10 protein-coding genes and 2 pseudogenes are annotated in these 22,071 nt (G+C 57.0%); 5 read left to right on the top strand and 7 right to left on the bottom strand.

The window, feature by feature from the left end; translation table 11 throughout:
- Window positions 1-60: 60 nt before the first annotated feature.
- Together OEJ37_RS04425 and OEJ37_RS04420 are read right to left on the bottom strand one after the other, a co-directional pair.
- On the bottom strand, window positions 61-795 hold the full coding sequence (locus OEJ37_RS04425; protein ID WP_174421390.1) for a GntR family transcriptional regulator: 735 nt from the start codon (window positions 793-795) through the stop codon (window positions 61-63).
- A 327-nt stretch (window positions 796-1,122) separates the two neighbouring features.
- Window positions 1,123-3,138, bottom strand: a pseudogene (locus tag OEJ37_RS04420) (error-prone DNA polymerase); the annotation flags it as partial.
- A gap of 256 nt (window positions 3,139-3,394) precedes the next feature.
- On the opposite strand from OEJ37_RS04420, the gene OEJ37_RS04415 reads away from it, so the two are divergent.
- The gene (locus OEJ37_RS04415) at window positions 3,395-3,700 is read left to right on the top strand and encodes a hypothetical protein (RefSeq protein WP_263343303.1); all 306 of its coding nucleotides are present in this window, start codon (window positions 3,395-3,397) and stop codon (window positions 3,698-3,700) included.
- On the opposite strand, the pseudogene OEJ37_RS04410 reads toward OEJ37_RS04415, so the two are convergent.
- The 4 genes and pseudogenes from OEJ37_RS04410 to OEJ37_RS35040 all read right to left on the bottom strand — a co-directional run bounded on the left by OEJ37_RS04410 (window position 3,690) and on the right by OEJ37_RS35040 (window position 10,652).
- Window positions 3,690-4,557: pseudogene (locus tag OEJ37_RS04410) on the bottom strand (helix-turn-helix domain-containing protein). The gene OEJ37_RS04415 and the pseudogene OEJ37_RS04410 overlap by 11 nt on opposite strands.
- A 136-nt stretch (window positions 4,558-4,693) precedes the next feature.
- Window positions 4,694-7,966 (bottom strand): glycosyltransferase, encoded by a 3,273-nt coding sequence (locus OEJ37_RS04405; protein WP_263343302.1) that lies wholly within the window; start codon window positions 7,964-7,966, stop codon window positions 4,694-4,696.
- A gap of 347 nt (window positions 7,967-8,313) precedes the next feature.
- The gene (locus tag OEJ37_RS04400) at window positions 8,314-9,993 is read right to left on the bottom strand and encodes an ATP-binding protein (protein ID WP_263343301.1); all 1,680 of its coding nucleotides are present in this window, start codon (window positions 9,991-9,993) and stop codon (window positions 8,314-8,316) included.
- Between the two features lie 191 nt (window positions 9,994-10,184).
- A complete protein-coding gene (locus OEJ37_RS35040) occupies window positions 10,185-10,652 on the bottom strand; it encodes a transposase (RefSeq protein WP_411859236.1) in 468 nt (155 codons plus the stop codon).
- Window positions 10,653-10,789: 137 nt separating this feature from the next.
- Between OEJ37_RS35040 and OEJ37_RS04395 the strand changes: the two genes are divergently transcribed.
- From OEJ37_RS04395 to OEJ37_RS04380, 4 genes are all read left to right on the top strand, one after another.
- Window positions 10,790-11,035: a helix-turn-helix domain-containing protein gene (locus tag OEJ37_RS04395; RefSeq protein ID WP_038778919.1), complete on the top strand. Its 246-nt coding sequence runs from the start codon at window positions 10,790-10,792 to the stop codon at window positions 11,033-11,035.
- 140 nt (window positions 11,036-11,175) lie between these two features.
- Window positions 11,176-12,660, top strand: coding sequence for a site-specific integrase (locus tag OEJ37_RS04390; RefSeq protein ID WP_263343300.1), 1,485 nt, complete (start codon window positions 11,176-11,178; stop codon window positions 12,658-12,660).
- 15 nt (window positions 12,661-12,675) lie between these two features.
- A complete protein-coding gene (locus OEJ37_RS04385; RefSeq protein WP_263343299.1) occupies window positions 12,676-16,308 on the top strand; it encodes a VPA1269 family protein in 3,633 nt (1,210 codons plus the stop codon).
- The gene (locus tag OEJ37_RS04380; protein WP_263343298.1) at window positions 16,301-17,041 is read left to right on the top strand and encodes a hypothetical protein; all 741 of its coding nucleotides are present in this window, start codon (window positions 16,301-16,303) and stop codon (window positions 17,039-17,041) included. Before OEJ37_RS04385 ends, OEJ37_RS04380 begins: the two co-directional genes overlap by 8 nt.
- Window positions 17,042-17,053: 12 nt before the next feature.
- Here the strand turns inward: OEJ37_RS04380 and OEJ37_RS04375 are convergent, their stop codons facing one another.
- The gene (locus OEJ37_RS04375; RefSeq protein WP_263343297.1) at window positions 17,054-22,006 is read right to left on the bottom strand and encodes an NACHT domain-containing protein; all 4,953 of its coding nucleotides are present in this window, start codon (window positions 22,004-22,006) and stop codon (window positions 17,054-17,056) included.
- Between the last annotated feature and the right edge of the window lie 65 nt (window positions 22,007-22,071).

Below are 22,071 nucleotides of genomic sequence, written 5' to 3'. Positions count from 1 at the left end.
TCGTGATTTGCAAATCCGTGTCGTTGCTTCGCGCATGTCGCGCGCGGGCAGTCTCGCGCGTCAGCGTTTCAGTTCGGCGACGAAGTCGTAATAGTCGTCGCGGCAATACGATTCGGTCACTTCGATCGCGCGCTGGTCGGCACCGTAGCCGATGCGCGTGATCACGAGGAGCGCCGCGCCCGGCTTCACCGCCATCCATTTCGCGATCTCGCGCGTCGCGTTCACCGCACGAAAGTGCTGCAGTGCGCGCACGACGACCATGCCGCGCGCTTCCAGGTATTCGTACAGCGACGCACCGAGCGCCTGCGGATCGGGCACCACCGCGGCCGGCAGCGTCGAATGCTCGACGGCCATCACGATGCCGTCCGCGCGGCGCAGCCGTTCGAGCCGAGCAACCGTCGCGCCCGGCGCGAGGCCGAGATGCACGATCTCGTCACGGCTCGCGGTACGCAACTTGCGCGACAGCCACACCGAATCGGGCATGAAGCCGCGCTGCTGCATCTTCGCGGTGAAGCCGACAAGACGCGACAGCGGGTCGGCGACGCGCGGCGTGATGAAGCTGCCCGCACCGCGCGCCCGCGTGATCAGCCCCTGCTCGACCAGCAGCACGAGTGCGCGGCGAGCCGTGATCCGCGATACGCCGACCGACACCGACAGCAGCCGCTCCGACGGCAGCGCCTCGCCGGCCCGCCACGCGCCGCCGTGTATCGCGCTCGCCAGGTTGCGGGCGAGCTGCAGATAGAGCGGCGTGTCGCTGAGGGGATCGGGCGCCAGTTCGGACCAGCCGGTTTCCATGTGCCTCCGGGTGTCGGACGACGACCTCGGGCCGTCGAAAGTGAACGCATTATATAACCACCATAATACCAGTCAACGAACTGGTATTAGATGTGCCGAAATCGCCGGGAGCCTTGCTGCGCAAGCGTTTTAGTGCCGTTAAAGCCTTTGTTTACAACGCAGTACGAGATAGGGATTTACCCGGAGTGGTATGCAAGGGGACAGTTCCAATGCACGTTTCAGCCAGGTTTCGGGGGCAAGTATGAGACCGGAATAGAACCAGTTGAGCCGACTGGTATGCATCGTGAGGCGAAGCGCCGCGCGGGCCGGCGGCACGCGTCGGGGGAGTCAGTGGAATTCGCGGCTCGACGTGCGCAGGCCGCCGAGCAGCGGCGTCAGATCCTCGAAATGCTGCGCGACGAGGTGCCTCACGTCGCTCACGACCTGCCACACGCCGGATGCCGCGAGCAGCCGCGAATCGAGTGTTTCGCGGCGCTGCCGCGCGAGCAGTTCGGGCCGGACGATCACGTTCACGCAACCCGTTTCGTCCTCGAGCGTCATGAACATCACGCCTTTCGCGGTGCCCGGCATCTGCCGCGCGGTCACCAGCCCGCACGCGCGTGCGAGCCGGCCGTCGGGGCGGTCGCGCAGTTCGGCCGCGGACGACAGCCTCTGCGCGCGCAGCGCGGGCCGCAGCAGCGCGACCGGATGGCGGTTCAGCGTAAGGCCGGTGGTGTGATAGTCGGCAAGGATGTCGTCGGCCTCCGACGGCGCGCCGAGCGCGGGCTTCTCCGCTTCGTCGATCGGCGCGGCGGCGAGCAGGTCGCGCTCCGGCGCCGCGGCGACGGCCTGCCACAGTGCATCGCGGCGATGGCCGGCGAGCGTCGCGAGCGCGTTCGCGGCGGCGAGCGCTTCGAGGTCGCGGCGTTCGAGCTGCGCGCGACGCGCGAGGGTGTCGACGTTCTCGAAGGGGCCCGCCGCGCGTGCGGCTTCGATGCGGCGCGCGGCGGCTTCGCCGAGGCCGCGCACCAGCGACAGGCCGAGCCGCACGGCAGGCTGGCCGTGCGGCGGCGGGCGGCCGGGCAGCGCTTCGAGCGATGCTTCCCAGTTGCTTTGCGTCACATCGATCGGCATGACCTGCACACCGTGGCGCTTCGCGTCCTGCACGAGTTGCGACGGCGGGTAGAAACCCATCGGCTGGCTGTTCAGCAATGCGGCGAGGAAGATTGCCGGTTCGTGGCATTTGAGCCAGCTGCTGGCGTAGGCCAGTTTCGCGAAGCTCGCCGCGTGGCTTTCGGGGAAACCGTATTCGCCGAAGCCCTTGATCTGCTCGAAGATCTGCTCGGCGAATTCGCATGTGTAGCCGCGTTCGAGCATGCCGTGAACGATCTTGTCGTGATACTTCTCGAGGTTGCCCTTGCGTTTCCATGCAGCCATCGCGCGACGCAATTCATCCGCTTCGCCGGGTGTGAAACCCGCGGCGACGATCGCGATCTGCATGACCTGCTCCTGGAAGATCGGCACGCCAAGCGTACGCACGAGCACCTCCTCGAGTGCCTCGCTCGGATACGTCACCTTGCCCTCTTCCTCGCCAGCGATGATCCTGCGCCGCTTCAGGTACGGATGCACCGCGCCGCCCTGGATCGGCCCCGGCCGAACGATCGATACCTGGATCACGAGATCGTAGTAGTTGCGCGGTCGCAGGCGCGGCAACATCGACATCTGCGCGCGCGATTCGATCTGGAACACGCCGACCGTGTCGGCGCGGCAGATCATGTCGTAGGTTGCTTCGTCATCCTGCGGAATGTGTTTCAGCGTGAATGGCTCGCCGTCCGGTTCCGGCGGCCCGCGCCATGCGGTGCGCATGTCGAACGCGCGATGCAGCGCCGACAGCATGCCGAGCGCGAGCACATCGACCTTCATCAGCTTGAGCGATTCGAGATCGTCTTTATCCCACTGGATCACGCGACGCCCGTCCATTGCAGCGTTCTCGACGGGCACGAGCCGCGTGAGCTTGCCGCGGCTGATCACGAAGCCGCCCGAGTGCTGCGACAGGTGGCGCGGAAAGTTGAGCAATCGCCCCGACAATTCGGCCCATGCGCGAATCATCGGCGTCGCCGGATCGAGCCCGGTCGTCGCGAATTGCTGCAGCAGGTCACGGCTGCCGTCGAACCAGCGATGCCCCTTCGCGACGCGATCGATCAGCATCGGATCGACGCCGAGCGCCTTGCCGGTTTCGCGCAGCACGCCGCGCGGACGATACGTCGATACGGCGGCCGCGAGTGCGGCGCGGTCCTTGCCGTATTTTTCGTAGATGTGCTGAATCACTTCCTCTCGGCGCTGGTGCTCGAAGTCAACGTCGATATAGCACCCAAACGACGTCTACCGATCGAAGATTGCAAGGGCGAGACGTTATTAGCCCACTAAGTTGTACAAAGCAGGACTAGATCAAACAGGCAGCGTCAGTTCGTCTGACTCAATTCGTTGCATCGACGGGTTGAATCCGCAACCACAATCAGTCATTGGCTCCCATTTGTGAATGGACGATCGAAGGTCCGTTCTGCGGCCGGGAACGACTTGGGCGCTGAGCCTGCCTGAACTGCAGCCAAGGAAAACCGACATGTTCAGCAGCGACAGGCGGCAGCACATCTCGGTGCGCAGGTCCGTCGCCGAATCCACCAAACTGTCGGTAGCGCCCCCACGAACAGTGGCGGACGATCGATTCGCCTACTCCGGTCGGGATCATCGCGACCACGATCCATTCGGCGAACCCGTCGATTCCACCGGCCAGATCCGGTACGTCGGGAACGTGCTGGGCACGTCGGTGGACCTGACCGGCCAGCAACTGATCGACCGTATCACGATGGCGAATACTTATTCGCAGCACGTCAACTGTGCGATTCACGGACATCGTTTCACTTCTTAGTGCGCTTTTTTCGATCCGTGGTGGAGCTCGCGGCTCCGTGAGGAGACGCGAGTTCCACCACGCGTCGATGATCTTCGGCGAGGGTCTTGTCGACGCGCCATTCACGGTGCCGAATTCGTTCTTTCGTCTCGTCGTAGGCACCTTCCACCTCCGCCGCGAGAGGCGTGATTCCGCTTAACTCCCCGATACGCTCGATGAGCGTCTTACCACCAAGTGAGCCGTGCGGGCGCCGCTCATCAAACGCTGCTGCACCGACTCGGCGAAGAACTCACTGCCTCGGTCGGGATACTCTGGATCGGGAACGGCATCTCCTCAATGACACGATCAAGAAAAAGCAGCGTATTTCGGGCATTTCTGCATGGGTAGATCGCCAGTACCCGGAATCGCGAACAGTCGTCGATTGCCGTGTACTGGTACGCACCTCGAGCGATTATCATCGTGTCCATCTGGACGCGGTCTCCTGGCACCGGCCAGCTATAGCGTTTCGTCTGCGTCGGTCGCCTGGATCGAATCAACGGTTTTAAGCCCGCCTCACTCAAGATCTTGTGAATGGTAGCGAGGGATAGCTCTCGTTGCTCGTGCAGTCGCAGTTCATTCTGGATCCGCCGTGCACCTTTGCGCTCAGCACGCAATCGGAGAACCGTCGTCCGATCAGCCTCTGAAACCTTCCGGTTTAGGCTGCGCAGTGGACGACGGCTTGGAGGCTGGAGACCTGCTTCGCCAGCTTCCTGATAGCGACGTAGCCATTTGCGAAGTGTCGGCCGAGATATGTCGCAACGTGCGCACACGAGGCCAGCATTGCCGGTCTCGCGATACATACGCACCCAACGCAATCGCGCGGCGATCTCTCGGTCCATCGTTTCATTTTAGTTGAAACGATGTCCATGAATCACACACGTCAACACGTTGTCGTAGATGATCTCGCTGAGTCCGGTGGACTGACCGTGCCTGGGATCCGGCAACTAGAAGTAGTTTGAGCCGATGACTTTTGCATTAGCGCCCCTGCGAGGATTCCGTTAGCAGTGGCTCCCATGCAGTTTCCAGTTGGCGAATGGCGTCGCGCCAATCGAGAATATTGGCAAGCTTTTCGCGCAGCGATTTTGCCCGCGCAAACGCAGCCTGCCTATCGAAAAGTACAGCCTCAATGCTGCGCTCCCACTCGCGCGTCGACCATGCAAGATCGTCCCGAGTTTCGACAATAACGGTGTTGGCATCCTTGCCAAGCCTTTCGCGCAACAACAATGCTAGCCCACTCTGGCTGCTCACGAGCACCGGTGTGCCGGCGGCAATCGCCTCAAGCGCGACCAGGCCAAATCCTTCGCTACGGGAAGGCATCAGTACGAGTGACGCCATCAGGATATCTCGTTGCAGGAGCCCCACGTCCGGTGAATAGTCCCGCACTTCAACGTCGAAGTTGCCACTAAGCGCTATGAGTCGCTCTCTCAATTCACGGCCGGTGCCGACAGGTGCGCCTCGGACAATCAGACGCGGAAGTGAGTCGAGCTTGCCCCGCTTCGTCACCTCGCTAAGCGCACATGCAGCGATATCTAGCCCCTTGAGTGTGAAATCTTCCGCGCGACCGAGAACGAGGCAATTGATCTCGGGGGGCAAACTGGATGGGCGCTGAACTGCGCGGAATCCCGGATCCAGACGATGCACTGCTGGCTGCGGAGTCGCGAGATACACAAGCGTTTGGCCATTCGTTGCGAGGGCGGGCCCCACCCCTACAACAAGCGCTGCATTGGCCGCAAGGTCTTGCAGCAATAACCTACGGTTTTCCGCTGTCGTTGCGGTATCGCCTGGACCAAAATTGTCCTTGTGCCATTCAATGTTCTCGGGGCGAGTGTGCAGGAACCAGATGAACTTCGCCGCCTCGAACCGTTGCGCGAGCACATTCGCATGTGGACCGGTCTTCCGATCGTGGCCAATGACGACTTCCGGACGGAAGTCCTCCGGCAATGACATTTCTAGCAGCAGCTTCTGCATGTCGTTGATGCCCGGTGTGGCTGGCGGATTCACCAAACAGACGCCACTGCGCTCGGCATCTGTTCGCTCATGTGCCTGTGCCTCTGGCACCACGCACACCACACGGTGCCCAGCAGCGGCAAGCTCAATACACAAATCGCGATTGAATGTGGATAAACCGCCATGCCGCGATTCCCACTCGGTCCCGACGGCGAGGATACGCAGCAGCCGACGCTCAGGCGCACTATTGTCAACAACGTCCTCAGGAAGAGACTCGGGCATCGAAATTAATTTGTCGACAGACCCACTAGGATCGGAGCCGTCGGTCGGTGCCTGAACGTCGGAGATTCGACATAGTGCGGCCTGGAGGATGTCCCGTTCTGAGCCCGTTGAGATTTTTTGGAGGCCCTCATCTAATGTTCCGATTGCTTCGTCCCGGCTTCCGGCATCGGCAAATATGTCTGCTAGCGCTACAAACAGGACGTAAAGGCCCTTGTTCGGCGAGATTCGCGTGATTCCATCCTTGAGAAGGGCGACCGCATCGTCCATCCGATGCCTAATTATCAGCAACTGCGCGGCACGGACGTAAATCGCGAAGAGGTTCTGATCTGCAGGGATTGTTGTGAGCCCCTGCCGCAACAGGAGAATCGCATCGTCGATTTCACCGGCGGCTACAAGTAAGTTCGCTTCAGCGATATATAGAGAATAGAGCCCCTTGTCGGGCGCGATACGGGAAATTCCTTGCTCAATCAGGTCGATAGCCTCAGGGATACGGCCTGCGAGAGCAAGTTGTTCCGCGGCCATCTGATAAACGGTCCCGAGGTTGGCGTCGGCAGGAACCGTTGCCAAAGCGAGTCGCGTCGCGTGCAGCATCGAGTCGATGCCGGCTATTTCAGCCTCAAGCCGCAGGCGCAACACCCATGCATCGGCCGGAGACTGTTGGCCGGTACTTTTGCGCACATGGTCCAAAGCGCGTTGGTGATCGCCCGGACGGGAGCGTACGAAGAGCAGGCGAGCAAGGTGGTATTCCATCGCTCTTGGCCCATCCTCATGAAGGTACGCCGAAAGGACGCCGATGATCTCGTCCCGCAGCGCCTCGTCGCGCGTCATCGGGGTCGTCCATCCGAAAAGTGCGCGTAGATGCGCGCCGAAACGCTGCGCGATGTCGGTCAGCTCTTCCATTTCGTCCGCCTGCACGAGATGGTAACGAGCTTCTATAAACGCGCCTCCAAGCTTGCCGGCGTTGACAATCTGTTTCGCCGAAAAGTGACGTGTATAAAAGCCGGCGGCGGAGCGGTGCGCCAATTGAGTTGCGCGGGTATTACCCTTAAGCCGATGTAGCGAAATTTCGCGCACGACAGGATTGAGCGTATACCAACCTGCTCGCTGTTCTAGCAGAAATCTGGAACTCAGGGCTGCGAGAAATTTGTCTGACGCTAGTCCGGGGACCAACATGCGATCAACGCCGTCCTTTGTCACCGCCTTCCGATAAACCGCTACGCGCTCAAGCGTCGACGCGCTCGCACCATCTAAGTTCTCTAGGGCCCGCACCAGCAGCTCGCGCTCAAGCTTGGAAATCAGGCCCTGGGAAACCTGTTGATCGCGCGCCTCCCACGCCTCAGGGACGACTCCGGTAAGGTCGTCGAGAGCCGCCTCTTCGAGGCAACCGACAAGCACGCGCATCGCGCGCGGATTACCGCCCAGCCAGCTTGAGATCTCAGGACGCCGTTCGGCTGGAATGTCTGATTCGCGCTCGCGGTTCGCCAGCAGTTCTCCCAACAGCTGTGCACCTTCGCCGGGTGACAGTCCTTCCAAAGTCTTGAAGACGACCCGCTCCCCCCATCGGCGCGTTTTATCTAAGCCGTGGTGGCTCAGCAGAAGCAGCCGCCCAGGCGCCGAGCGTTTCGACACGCGTTCGAGGAACGCTGCAATGCGATGCGAGGGGGTGCCAGCGCTTACGTCGATCATTCTCTGAAATTCATCGATGACGATACGTACTGGCTTGAGAAGTACTGACTCTAGCGCCGCTTCTGTTGTCTTGCTACCGTCGTTGATAGCGTTAGAGAGCTCTTCGTGCCCCTGCACTGCAAGTTGCTCCGCTAGGTCGAGCATCAGATCGTCAATCTCGCCTGACTCAGGCGCATCAACGCGAGCATCGATCGGCGCTCGTCGCTCAAACTCTGACGCCACCTCTGTTTTACCAACCCCCGAAAAACCCTCGATAACACAGACTCGACGGTTATCATTCTTCCAATCGTCAACAAGCCAGTTGGCGATGACCTGATGCTTTTTTCCCAGCATTTATCGTTTCCCCGGTCACATAAATCGGCGCCCGATGAGTCATAGCCTGGCAGTGTGATGGACGCAGTACCTTGCATATCACGCGGGTCGTGGTTCTCGCCATTTTACTATCCGATCCCAGACATAGCACATCATGCATGTGATTCCTCCTGTTTTTCGCCTTCCAGAAGCGCGGGCGTTAGGCACCAGCACCCTTCATGTTCTGGACCTTGATTCAGGCCTGAAGATACTGCTCTAGAGAAACAAGGCCGAGTGTCGGATACGACATCTGCGGTTGTAAAACACTTCGATATATTCGACCGGGTCCGCTTGGCTCCCTGGTGAGTCCGGTGGCGCGTGGCATGTAATCACGCATCCGCCACGTGAACTCCCCATCGCTTCACCTTCAGTCTGTTCAACGGCGACTGTTGTCCAATGACCGTGAGCGCCCCCACAACGTTCACCCTGACTCGCTCGCGATCCTCCATCCCAACCGGCAAATTAAGAATCCCGGAGATGAGTTTCGGCAAATTCTCGCCTTGGTTTGCCATGAGTAGCTCAACCAGTTGCGCCGACTCAGCTCGAACGAACGCCGGCACAACCCGATCGTCCCAACGTTCATTTTCGACGATAATGTTGGCCGCCGCCTGTAAAGTCAGCGCATCGTCAGAACTATTGAACACCTCCAGAAATCGCTTGCGCGTCCGTGGGTCATCGACATCACCGAGTCGTGAGTGGTGGTCGATATCAAAGACTCTTGGAGTATCCTTTCGTTGCTCGATGTAGATCTCAATGATCTCGTCCGCCTTCTCGTCAAGTCCTAGCTCACGCAGCACCTTCACCGTACTGTTCAGATTGACCGGTGAAATTACACGTGCGGCCGCAGTTACCGAGCTGACAAACGCATCGGCAAGCTCGTCCGCAGTCACGTCAAGCCTGTTGTGAAACAGATTCCATGCATCCGTGAAGATCCCGTCGAGCCTTGCGCGATCAACTCCCTCGTCCAGACCTGCGGCGTGCTCACTGATCGCCGTCCCTTGAATGTACCCACAGCTCATCGCATCGAGGATAGCGGCATCGAACTCGTCCGCACTTGTGAAGCCGCACGCTTCGAGTTTTTCGACCCAGGCTTCTTTGTCCGTCTCTTGCCCGGCCTCACCTAGCTTCCGCCGATAGGTGAACATGTTGTATTTGAGTATCACCTCCGGCTCCGGAAACTCGCGAGCTCTTTCATACAAGGCGCACGCAAATACAGCTACCGAGATCGCTGCCTGTTGCTGGACGGCAGAAGAGCAATGCTCAATGACGGGATAGACCATCCGCAACGCACTTGCGATCTTCTGAATCACCCGGATATTTGCGATCCCGAGATGTTGGATCGGCTGCGTCACGAAGCTCCGCAATGGCACATCGTCCGGCAAACCTAGCTCAAGCGCATCTTGCGGTGACATGACGAACTTCAACTTTTGATCGACAACTTTCTCGGCATAGCGCGCGTAACTCTCCTTCGCGCCGTCGCTCAAAACGTCTTCATTGAAGACCATAATTATCTTGCAGCCGGCCTGCTCTTTGAGCTCCGACACAAGCCCCATTAGGTCTTCCATCTTTACCTTCTCATTGAGGCGCTCAAAGTCATCCAGCACAACGAGCGTGTCCCTTAGAAGGGACCCGGCCATAGTCTCCAGCGCTATCACCAGGTGCTTGCCACCAAACGGGATCATCTCCTTCAACTGATCAATGATCTCGCGAAATCTTATCCGCCCCGCATGCCGCTCAAATTTTGCACGAATGCTCCCATCGGCGTCCCCGGCCAAGGGAAATGCCCTTGTTCTCGCCAAGAGCAAGGTACGCACCTCTGCGATGGACTGTGCACCAAACACGGACGCGTATGAATATCGCTTGAGTGATCCCGGACCCGTATAGGATTCGATTATCTTCTTGAGCGTGAACGTCTTTCCTACCCCCCAGGGGCCCGTCACGGCGAGGACCTGAGGCGTTACGTTACCGACGAAATTCTCAACGACCGACTGAATCTGCTGTCGCGACATGGTCACCTCACCAAGCTCTTGTTCTGGATATCATCCTAGCCGGTGGAGGCGAACTCGAATAGTCTTGGATGGCCTGTACGTATTGTTGATTGAGACGATCGCCCCTAGCACGATCATCCGGCGTCAACAAGTCGGTGGCAATGCCATCCCGTCTGTGCGCGTGCTCAAGTCTCGCGTTTCACCGACCGAATTTATCCCGCCTGCTTCGCAAAGTATGCAGCAGCCTTCTCGAGCATATCCCGCTCCTCCGTTACGCGAAGCAGCTCCGCCCGAAGCCACTGAATTTCCGACGAGTGCTCGGGGGTGGCGTCCGCCGCAGGATGCGACACATGCTGTTCCCTTACCCAGCGATGCAGGCTCCACGTTGACACACCCAACCTAGCGGCGACCTGCTTTACGGATGCGCCAAGTTCCACTACTTGCCGCACCGCTTCAGCTCTGAACTCGTCCGTGTATCGCTTGCCAGTCGGGCTCTTTCTACGTGTTTCGTCACGAGAGCGCTGCGCGCCTCCCACGCGAGGCAGATCGAGGTCACGCTCTCCTTGGTGCTTGGAGAGCACGCGCTCAATGGCTATCAACACTTTCGAGGATTCCGAAGCACGACCATGTCGGCTCGGCGCTGACGCGCTACCGCGCACCAGATGTGCTGTGTCTTTCATAAAGCAACAAACAAGATGGAGAGGCGGACCTAGTCGGAGCAACGGCAGATTCTGATACCGCCTCACGATCGAAGCCACGCTAAAAATGGGTCGTAAATGCCGTGGCCAACATTGGATGATAACCGGACGATACCCGGATGGAAAGGGTATCGGGACGAAACGACGCAGAAGCGCACCTTAAAGCGTTGGGGCGCTCTATTCGAGCTCGTCGAGAAATCCTGGACATCTCACAAGAGTCACTCGCGCACCTCGCGCAAATCGACCGAAGTCACATGGGAAAGATCGAGCGGGGCGAGCGAAACGTAACGCTATTGAATCTCGTCAAGATCGCCCGAGCACTCGCGTGTCAACCCTCTGAGTTGCTTCAAGCCGCTGGGCTTTAAGCCACGGTGTCACTCTCTTCGCGTCACAAGTCACGTCCAGTGCACTTGGCCTGAGCCCAGCAGCACCACACCCAGTCACATTTCTGCCTTGTAAGTCATCAATACTTCATCAGCGTCACACTCTAAACGAGGAGTGAGCGATGCACGCGAGGCACTTCTGGTCGATCAAGTACGTCTACGTTCGCGAATTTCCGCATCGCCGCTTTCCGCTCGTATTCCTGAATGGTGAGCCGGGCTACGTAGTCAATGAGTGGATCACCCACATGCTCGACGGCGGCATCGAGCAATCGCTACTTGAAGAGCGGATCCGCGCTGTCCTGCACCTCCACGACTTTTGCTGGGCACGCCACGGCCAGAACGCTCTGACCGAACAGGATGCCCATTCGCTGGTCGGTGAATTTTTGACAGCCAAGAAGCTAGGCACCGATAGGCCAGACGGATCCTATCCACTAGGCTTGTTCTGGCGCCCGGTGCGGCGCACGACGATATTGAAATATCTTGCGGCGCTGAATGCGTTCGATACATGGCAAGCAGCTTTCCATGGCTCCACGCGCCTGAACCCCGCAGAGCAACGGTTGATGACAGCCTGGGAGTTGTACTCCGAGTTCCGACGGCGAGAACGTTGGGATCCGATGCTTCACTTATTTCCAGCTCGGCGAAAGGAAAAATCCGTCCATCTTCATCACGCTCCGCATTGGCATCGGCGCCTTCAGCGGTCATCACGCTCCACTCCCAAGTGCTTCCCGCTAGCGGCGTTTGTGGATTTGGTCGAGCAATGCAACAACACGCGCGACAAGATGTTGTACCTGCAGATGTTTGGATTGGCACTTCGAACTTCGGAGCTTCTTCATCTGTACACCGAGGATGTTTTCGGGATCGGTCGATATGGTGAGGCTCGCATCCGGCTCGATGACCCGGAAACAGGTTTGTGGAACTGGCGGGACTCGCAAGGTAAGCATCGATCGACCACCCGTACCAGCTATCTCGAATCCAACTGGTCGAATGAGGAGTTCAAGGATGGGTACCCCGAGCTCCATCGACTTGTTCCACGAACGCGCTATGGCCGCCGCGGTGGGATGTACGCGGGATTCAAGGGAATGACGTTCCACCTAGACTCGGAGCCCGATGCCACGTCTTTCGGCAACGAAGCGATATGGATTGATCCACGCATCGGCGTGTATTTTCTGAAGTGCTTCAAAGCATACATGGAGGAGCATTTCCACGGGAGACCGAAGCGATGGCCTTTTCACCCGTGGCTGTACATCCATTTGGACAGGGCGAGGTTCGGCTTGCCGATGTCGCTTCCAGCAGTGAAAAAAGCGTGGAGCAAGAGCATGAAGCGGCTTGGGCTCGAAAGTCTGCATCTGGGCCCACATTCGTTGCGTCACCTCGCCGGCTTCTACTGTGCGAACATCCTCCGGCACCCTATCGAGACCACCCAAGTGCTCCTGCGTCACGCTCGTGTCGAAAGCACGCAGATCTACTACCACCTGACGAACGATACGGTTCGGCACGCAGTAGTCGAATCTGTAGCGCAACAGCACGATATCCCACCGAGCGATATGCCTGATCGGAGGGAGCGCACCTCACTGGATTTGCCCTCCCATTGGACCCGTATCACTTAGTGTCGATGAGCCATCATGAGACTCCCGAAGGCCTTCTCCGCTCCGGCCGCGTCGCGAGATCAATCCTCGCTCCGAGTCACGCAAGGATTCTGGTCTCGCAGGGAAGTGCGATTCAACGCCGGAGACCAGGTCGTCATTCTCGACTCCTCGCTTACGGCCGCGCAAATCCGCAAGCTCTGTCTCCAGCTTTACAGAAAGCACCTTCGTGACGAGATCACCGCGCGATTTGACCGCTGCTTCGAATTGTCCGGTGGGTCCTTATCGGGAGCTTTTGACTCATCGACCTCGAATTTCCGTCTGTGGTTTCCGCTCACGCTGTTCCGAACGTTCCACCAACAGCTTCCCTCTGGGAAAAATCGTGATGCATTCACGTGGCAAGAGTTCGCCGCGTGGTTCAAAGAAAGTTATCCGAGTGGCATTGAGCAGCAACGAGCCTTCGTGATCGACGAGGTCACTCAGTCGCTCAAGCAGTCCTCCGACGGGATGCCGAGACTGAATGGTTCGTCCTCCTCTTGGCTACACCTTGGAAAGTCAGAATTTCTCCAGCTGCTTGAAGCGTTGTCACAAGAGTCACTTGATGCTGCAATTGAAATCCTCTGCGTTGCTCAGCAATTTAGCTGGAACAAACACCGCCATGGATATGATCTCAGCTGGGCGCGAAAGCACAACCGCCAAGTGCTAGCGCGCCTTAAAGCGTTCGCCATTCCGTGCGCAGCGCTATCCAGTATTCCCGACGGGATGTCATTGCTGAACATCGCGAATGCCGCAGAGCTCACGTTGGTCAACCTTGTCCAACGTGGCTCAATACTTCTCCCGTCATCCCAAATGGCGTACCCGGAAGCCTGTCGAATCGCTGCGCCGCATTGGCCATGGAGCACGATAAAGCCACACTACCGACCGTTACTGCAACTGCTGATTTCATCGACTGATGTCCGTGACGTCAATGATGTCCCAGCACAGCTGAGGAGCTGGCTTTCCGGCTTCAAGGAGAGCCACTATGCCTACAGCCTGACCAAGCATCTCGTAGAGCCAGTGCAGCGTGACAATACCAAACTCAGTCCATGGCCCCTCAGCGGTCTTCACGGGGGCCGTCGACAAGGAGCAAAGGCGCAGAATGAGGTGTGGACACCTACCGCTATCGGTGACAAGAGCGGCTCCGCATGGAGTCGATTTGCGGAGCTCGTTATCCAAACGAGTGAATCTGGAAGAGCAAGCACTCGGGCCTCACTACGCAGCATTGTTCAATGGGCGACACAAAGGGAAATCCGATCTCCTGCCGGCATTACTATTCGTGACCTGATCGATCCGGCTGATCCGACAAGCAAGATCACGTTCAAGCACTATCTCGCGAGCCGCATTCAGCAAGGGAAAATTTCAACCGGAACAGCGTGGGGATACTGGCATTCAACCGCGCATGCCTTTCGTTGCGTTGTCAACGCCCTAAAGCTTGCGCCAGACGCGCTGCTGCCTATCGACGAAAGTCCGTTCGAAGCCGTCGAGAACCCGTTCAACATAAGCCAACAGCACAAGTCTTCTCGACGCCGGCTACCCAACAGCGTGCACGATGCAATGATCGATGTCCTTCTGGAGTCAGACGACAGGGGAACACCGACATTTCGCTGGGCAAAGACTATCTGCCACGCAGACTGGTTCGAATGGCGATGTCACGTCAGCGGGCGAAGTGAGCCAGTATGGTGCCCGTCAAGGTGCGCACTTCTTGCTCTCCTACTTCTTCTACCGATTCGAGCAAAGCAGGCTCGGTGGCTGGATCGCGGCCTGTTAGACGAACATATCTGGGACGTCGGCCAACACCGATACGTTATGAACAAGCACCCCCTCCGAAAGTGGCGGTACCCCGATGGAAGCACGCACCGTCAGCGATACGGGCGACCGAGCGGGGTACTTCAGCCACTCATTGATCCAATGCTGGAGGAAGAAGACCTCGGTATCTTTATCAATACCAACAAGACCCAAATGTGGGATCCATCGAGTCGACGCGGATATGAACTTCCGTGGCCGAATATTCGAGAGGATCACGATTCCAGCATAGCGTCGCAAACTGCGCAGTGGTTGAACCGTCCATACACACTGATTGCGCAGCAAATCGACTGGATGAATCAGTACCACCCCGATCCAGTCCCCATCTCCTTCGGCGACTCAATTTCCGACAGGCTACAGGTCAATGACAAGTATCTTGACTTGTTGCCGGCATTCACACCACTCTTCGCAGACTTGAGCAACGAGTACTACAAGGGCGACAGCAAGCAGACGCGTTACTACCAACCTGTATCGCACAATAAGCTCTATAAGTTGTTCAATGCGCTGTCGATCGAAACCGAAAAGAGGCTCGCAGCCGAGGGACGAGTTGTAAGACTCACCCAGACGAGTACATCAAGCTCTAGCCATGAAGGGCGGGCCAGCATATACGAGATCCATGGACTTCGGGTCGCCGGAATCTCCCGTCTGATCGAGATGGGCGTCCCCGTCAGCATAGTCCAGGAGTTCATCGCTGGCCATGCCACCGCAGTAATGACGATGTATTACAGCAAGGCGGAGCCGGGCGCCTTCAAGGCAAGACTAGTGGAGGCCCTTCAGAACAGCGGGACGGCCGACGAGTGGGACTGTTACCGCGAGCCGTTGAGTGCCCAGCAAGCGCTGTGGACATTCAATCGACGATACGCTCGCCACCGCGACGATGACATTCTGGATCAGGCATCGAGCTGGAAGACCGTACCGGGCGGAATCTGCCCCGTGGGCGGTAGCGGATGCCATATCGGCATCCCGTCCGAGGAGGAAGATCCCGACAAGATCGTCCGACACTACTCACCCGTCGAAGGCGGATGTGGTAACTGCCGCTTCTTCAGTACCGGGCCGGCGTTCCTCATTCATCAGGGCCTTGCGATGAATGAACTCATGCTTGAGCTCCGCCTCCTCGGCCGCGAGCGTAAAGCCCTGTACGACGCGTTGTCTGAGCTCGCATGGAAGGACGTTCCCGATCTCGCTGATGCCGAGCGCCATAAATTGGTGTTTGACAAGCAACTGATCAAAGAGAAGATCGCCGACTTCGATCGAAAGAGCGAGCCCTTGATCCTTGAGTGGATCAATCGCTACCGCATGTATACCGAGTCGGCTCGACTGACGAACGAATGGAAGGAGTTCAAACAGAAGCGTTCTCCAACGCCCGGGCATTTTTTGCTGGTAGCGGGAGAGAGCGACGACAAGTTGAGACGTGAAGTCGAAGTGCGGTTTGAGAAGTCCGGCGACTTCGGGCTGGTCAGGAATATCCTCGACGCGGCGATCATCCAAGGGGGCCTCGAGAAAGCGTCCAGTCTGTCGAAGGATGCATGTTCGCAATTCATGGACAGGATTCTTCGGACCGAAGATAGTCGCCATTTGCTGATGGATATTCGGGATGATCGACTGCGCCATCGAGCAGCCTATCTTATGGCCTCCATGGTGGAGCATCTTGTAGGGTACGAAAGTGCCCAGGAAGCGATCGACGCACGCACGCCGCTTCCCCTCTCGGCAGAAAAGCGTGATGAGTTTCATAGATGGGTCGCATCAACGCTTGCAGAAGCGATGCCGCCAAGTCAAAAGGCCCTGCCGAATCAGTCGAAGCAACACCAGAGGAAAATACGCCGTGGTTGATCGATTCGATGGAACAGCAGAACAGGTGCTGGCGCAATTGATGGAGCGGGTGGGTGCGAAGGCCCGGGTCAGCCTGGAACGTATCAAGGCCGCGTGCGACAGGATCGAAGCGATGCGAGGTCTTATGAACTACAGTCGCGTCGCCGCGATGGCGACTGATCTGTTCGGCGGACCACGCGCGCAAACGGTTCAGAATAATCGGCATCTGAAGGCATACATCGCGACCCGGATCAGTGAATATCATGCCACTCGCTCTGGAGGCGCCGCGCCCAAAGCAGGCAAACGAATCACGGATGAGGCTGTGCACTATCCAGCCACGGATCTGGACGCCAAAACCAAGTTGCACATCGACATTCTCAGGCAGGATAACGAGAGGCTTGCACGGGAAAATATTCGACTAGCGCAGATGCTCGAGCAAGAATCACTGCGACACCCTCTGTCCCTAACCGAAGCACTGGGGAGCGGACCGATAGACGAGCTAGGCTTGCAGGTCGAACTGTCAGACTCGAATTCACAAATTCCTCGATGCCTGCTCGATGCGTTGGAGGTGATCTTTATCAAGCAACCATCCGCGATCCAGGTTCAGCGTCGGGGTCAGTCGATCCGGCTTGCCAGCGAGGTTGATGGAGTCGTTCAAACACTGTTATCTCCCGCTCAGTGGGTTGAGGTAACAAAATGGTTACAATTCTGGCTGAGCGATCGAAGAGACGACAATGATCGGAGGAACACCTAAGTTCTGGTCGTGCTAGGTAGATAACGACGGTGCGAGAACTTCGAGAAGACTCCTCGATATTGCGCGCGTCGCGCCCTCTATCGCGTCATAGCCGGCCCGAGGAAGAATCCGTCGTCTTTCTTCACCAAGAAGCGATCGACATCGCAGTAAAACCTCAGTATCGAACTGACCGACCGCCAGCAGATATCGCGGCAAGCTCGCCGTTTCACTCTCGGTGGGACAATCTGCCAAAATACTCTTGAAGTGATGCCCTACAGCGTCGTCACGCTGCAATCGCTCGATGACTGCACGATTAATTATGCTTTGGAAATCCCAAATGTGATGGCTTTTACGATTAATCATCGCCAGAGCGATTTCAACAAATTCATGCGCATTGCTGCACGTTGCTGCTACATGTACAGTTGAAATCCATTGCCCGGTTCGCTCCCAAACGTCCCTCGGTCCGTATGGAAGATTTACGACAAGATGATCATTTGGCGCGATCAAAGGAAATGCCACCAATGCATAAAGATGGCCACGAACAAACGCCTCGCGAACCTGCTCAATCAACGTCAAATCGCCGGGAAAGTTTTCGCGAACAATGTATGCTGTTTCAAGGCGCAGCTGCAATATATTCCAAGGGGAGTAACGCACTTCCGCCTCACGCAGATTGCTCGAGAGTACTCGGCAACAATGTTCGTAAAGCAATCTACTAGATGGATCTTCGCGAGCAAGCGCCATCATGCTGCGTACCCCAATGACTCCTTGTGTAGAACCACAGAAGGCCAAGAAATCCCGCCGAGCAACCGGAGATTCACTAATATGAGGTGCCAAGCACTCCCACAAATATCGCTCATCCCCTTGAATCCGCCCGAAACGCGTAGCAAACGTATCACCAAATGCCTGCCGAACCTCGCTCCAACGTTCACTCAGGAGCGCCGCCAAACTCTCACTTTCCTCTCCATAGAATTTTCCGGAAGGAATATCAAGGGGCTTATCCCCGTAATCCATCATGGGCACGACATCGTCGACGTGCCCTAGGATAAGCATGCCGGCGAATGCTGCCGCTCGCCGCTCCTCGAGGTCCGGCCCAACCGCACGTAGATCCCGTCGGAGCACGGTCAAGTGGTCCTCATGCGTCTCTTCAGAATACGAGGAAATATGTCGATGGAAGCATATTGATGAAGTAATTTTCAACTCACCATCCGCTTCGATATCGTACCCAGCTAAAATCCTCTCAAGCGCCGAGCGACCATTTGCGTCCGTCGAAGCCACCTCAATAATGTCACCGCGAAGAGGCGCTGGCAGTGGATTCGCAAAGGCCAATACTTTCGCACGGATCGCCTCGTCATCTTTGTATGACTTTGCCAATATCGCAATAGGTGGCGCTTGCTTCGTCAGTGCCTGCAGCGCGTACTCCTTGACTCTAACGCTGGAATGATAATACGTGAGTATGTCCTCACCTGGATCGTATGCAGGGGCAGTTCGGCCAACGCTTGCAAGGAGTATGTCGACAACATCTGCATCCGCGCCATCGCACCCCAAAACTGCCAATCCTCGTGCGATTAGATCGAGTCGCTTAACCTTTGAGCTATTGGCCAGAGTCAACAATTTCGCCTTGCACTCTACGGAGTCCCTAAAAATCTCTGGGAGCAGGGTCGCCACGTGTTGAATCCGATCGTCCTCCCATTCAACAATTTCCGCCATCAAAGCTGCGACGACCGGATCTGCCCACCCCCAACCTTTGACTAGTGGAGCGATGGCCCAGTACAACATATGATCGGATTCCGCGCGAGATATATTAATTAGCTCGTCACGAATTTCATTGCCGCGAAGCTTAATAACGAGCTCCTGCATGAAATGAAGATTGTACCGCCCATAATCTTTTTTTATAAATTCCATTACTTTATTTCGTATGTCATCGTGCTCGATGGCAAAATCAGCAACCCGATCCCATACCATATCATCCCGCGAAAGGAGAAATGGGTGATCCGCCTTTAACTCACTCCTTACCCAATCCGCAACCATCTTATTCGTAGGGGAGCAGCCGAGCAGATAATGAATGGCGACGCCGCGATCAAATTTCGCCGACTCCGATCTGTGTCCGGAAAGGCTGTTAAATGCAGCCTCCTCAACGGCGGGGTCGTTTGGCCAATTCTTGATTAACATTTCCTGTGCAGCTTGTCGTTCCCATATGTCTAGGTCCGGGAACTCTTTCAGCAATCCCAACAAGCAATGACAATCGCGCTGGTCCGTTCGGCCGCTGACCAGCCTGCCTGAGATGCCGGTAAACTTAAGTATTGGAAAATCTGACTCGAAAGCTGCATCATGCAGCTTGGAGATTTCCGGCGTGTCAAGCCATCCGTGCGTCAACGCTTCCAAAGCAGCAGCCGCAACAGATAGATCAAGCGTCGACTGGATCTTTTTGCAAAGGATTTCGCCGACATCATTATCGCCACGATATACATTGGCGAGTGCACGAGCGGCGGCCCGTTGCGTGGAAATTTCCTCATCGTGCAGCGCCCGAAGCAGCACTTCTTTCAGATCCGGGGCTGGACTCCAATCACCAAGCATCACGAACAAATTTCGCAAAGATCTGCTGCGACGTGGAAGCCAAGACTCTATCCTATCGTCGATTGGTGACGATCCTTCACTGACACTTGCAAGCGCCGACTTAAGTGCTTCGCGGCGGGCTGGCATCCAATCGCCTACTTGAATGATATCAAGGGCATTCCCAATCAATCTGCTTGCCGTGGCCGGTGGCTTTCGCGCCGAATTGAATGCTATATCGGCAAGCAGCACATCGCGACTGATCACATCTTCGATGTTGCCCGTCTCCGCACGCGCATCCTCTATCGTAGAAACAACGGACTCGACCTCTGCTGGACGTACCAGCAAGCATGTCAGATTAGAAATGACGTTTCGCCATAGCGTGTTGCCAGAGCCCGCACGAACGAAGTCCAGCATATCTTGAAGATTCCACGTCTGGATATGTTCCGCGGCAAGATACTCCTCAAACGCCGCATGAGCGAACCCTATTTCACCTGGTGCCCTCTCGGTCAAAAGTCCGATCGTTTCCGCGTTCACCGCTAATAGCTCGCCTGCGGCATTCTGTGCTTTTTCAGCGGCGAATGCGAAATGATCCGGATCGATCAGATACTCCCGGATCACTTTTTTGGCCTTCTTAATATCGTAGGTCCCGCCACCGCTTTCCGATCTAGAGACGAACGCCAATCGCGCAAGAGCTGCGCGCCGGTCATCTCGGTCTGGTAGATAGACATATCTTCCCGCAGTATCTCCTGCTGCGGTTGCTCGCTCGTTAGGGTGCTTGTCCAGCAGAATTTCCACGAGACTTTTCAGGACCTGAATTCGATTTCGTGGCAGTGCGACCTGCCGTATCGAAAGTGCAACGAGTCCGACAAGCAGGAGTGGATTGCTAGCAAGCGTGGACAGTCGGTTGTCGCGGGTAAGCTCAGCAAAAAATCTGTCTAGGCGCATTTCGACCGGTGTCCCCTCACCGGTGGATTGTCCCCCAGTGCTCAGCGCAGTTGGGAAGCCTTTGACAAACCACACGCGGGCAAGCTCTCTTTGCTGTTCGAGCGACAATGGCGCCAACTCGGCAACTCGCCAGTTGGAGGGAATCGCACCGATCCTGTCCAGCCCTCGAGGCCGCGCAGTGACGATTGCCGGAAGGCTATGTGTTGCGACGAAGGCCTGCACATGTTGAAGCGTGGTTCGCGCAGCTTGTTCGTCCGACCACTCGTCGAGTCCGTCAATTAGTAGCAGGCATCGTCGCTCTTCAATGGCTCGATTCATGAGGGAAAGCAAATCTGCCGTAAGCGCCGGCTGAAGAGTTTCGGCGATCGCCTCCTTAAGGCCAATCGGGCGTCCGCAACCCGCACTAAGCCTGCTCCACTTGGAAAACGAAATATGGAGCGGTAGGAGACCACTCCAACGATGCACAATCTGAGGGAACGTCTGCTTATCGGATAACAAGTCGAGCACGATGCATCTGAGCAGCATACTTTTTCCACTACCAGAATCTCCGACCACAGCCAAGTGTTGGCCATCGGCGATCCAGCTCCCTAATGGCGAACGGCGAATGTAATCGCGTCGTGACAGACGGGGTATGTGCGGCTGTACGAACTCATTGTCGAGCAACGTTCGTTGCGAATCCGACGTCTGCTGCACCTCGGCAACAGATCCATCATATGTTTCGCCAGCAAACATATCTCGGACAACCACGTCGGGAACAGTGAAACGCTTCAATAACGACGGAGGATCGTTACTCTCCGCACCAGAAGCGTGGAGTGGCAACGCTACCCCTACATCCAATAGATGGAAGTGTGCGTTGTAATAGCTGCGAAGCTGATCGCGAACTCGGACAAATTCACCACCGTCAAGGCGCTGACCTAGCGCCTTGACCGCGTCCAGCCCCAAGAATGCCTCAACCCATTGCCGCCCGAAAAAATCGTCGACAATCTCCGGTGAACCCCGAAGTAGCTCGCTGAGCTCCTCTCCTCCATACGGTAGCAAACTGATTCCATCGGCTCGAAGAAGCGTAGCCTGCGCCTCGATTGCATCTTGTATTTTTGTATCTGCCAGCGAAGCCTGCACTGCGAGAATCAACTGTTCCGACTTTTCTCGCCAGCTTCCCGCTCTGAACTTCTCGACCATAGTTACGATATCGGTCGCAGTTATAGCGTCGTACCGCTTCGCCTGCCACACTTGATACTTCGCACTTGATCTACGGACGAAGAGATCAATACCGCCTTGGGCTTGTCCGGCCCGCCCGTAGCGAGCGACGTATTCGACGTGCTCCGCCTTGCCGGCAAGGCGATAGCAAAGGCGCTCGAAATTTTCCCAAGTAAGCTGCCCAAACGGAAGCACCTGAATCCTAGTGTTAATCGGGGGGCAATCTGGAACTCTGTCAGCTGGCGTGTTCAACTGGATATCAAGCGACGGATCCGTTTCATGTGGTGCCATGCTATCGCTCGACTCCTGTTGGAACTTAGCTCTTCGACTTTTCATGCTTCCCCCATCAATACACT

Origin of the sequence: Burkholderia sp. BKH01 (assembly GCF_025685725.1) — a bacterium.
GTDB classification, from domain to species: domain Bacteria; phylum Pseudomonadota; class Gammaproteobacteria; order Burkholderiales; family Burkholderiaceae; genus Burkholderia; species Burkholderia pyrrocinia_C.
This window is presented reverse-complemented; position numbering and strand designations above follow the sequence as displayed.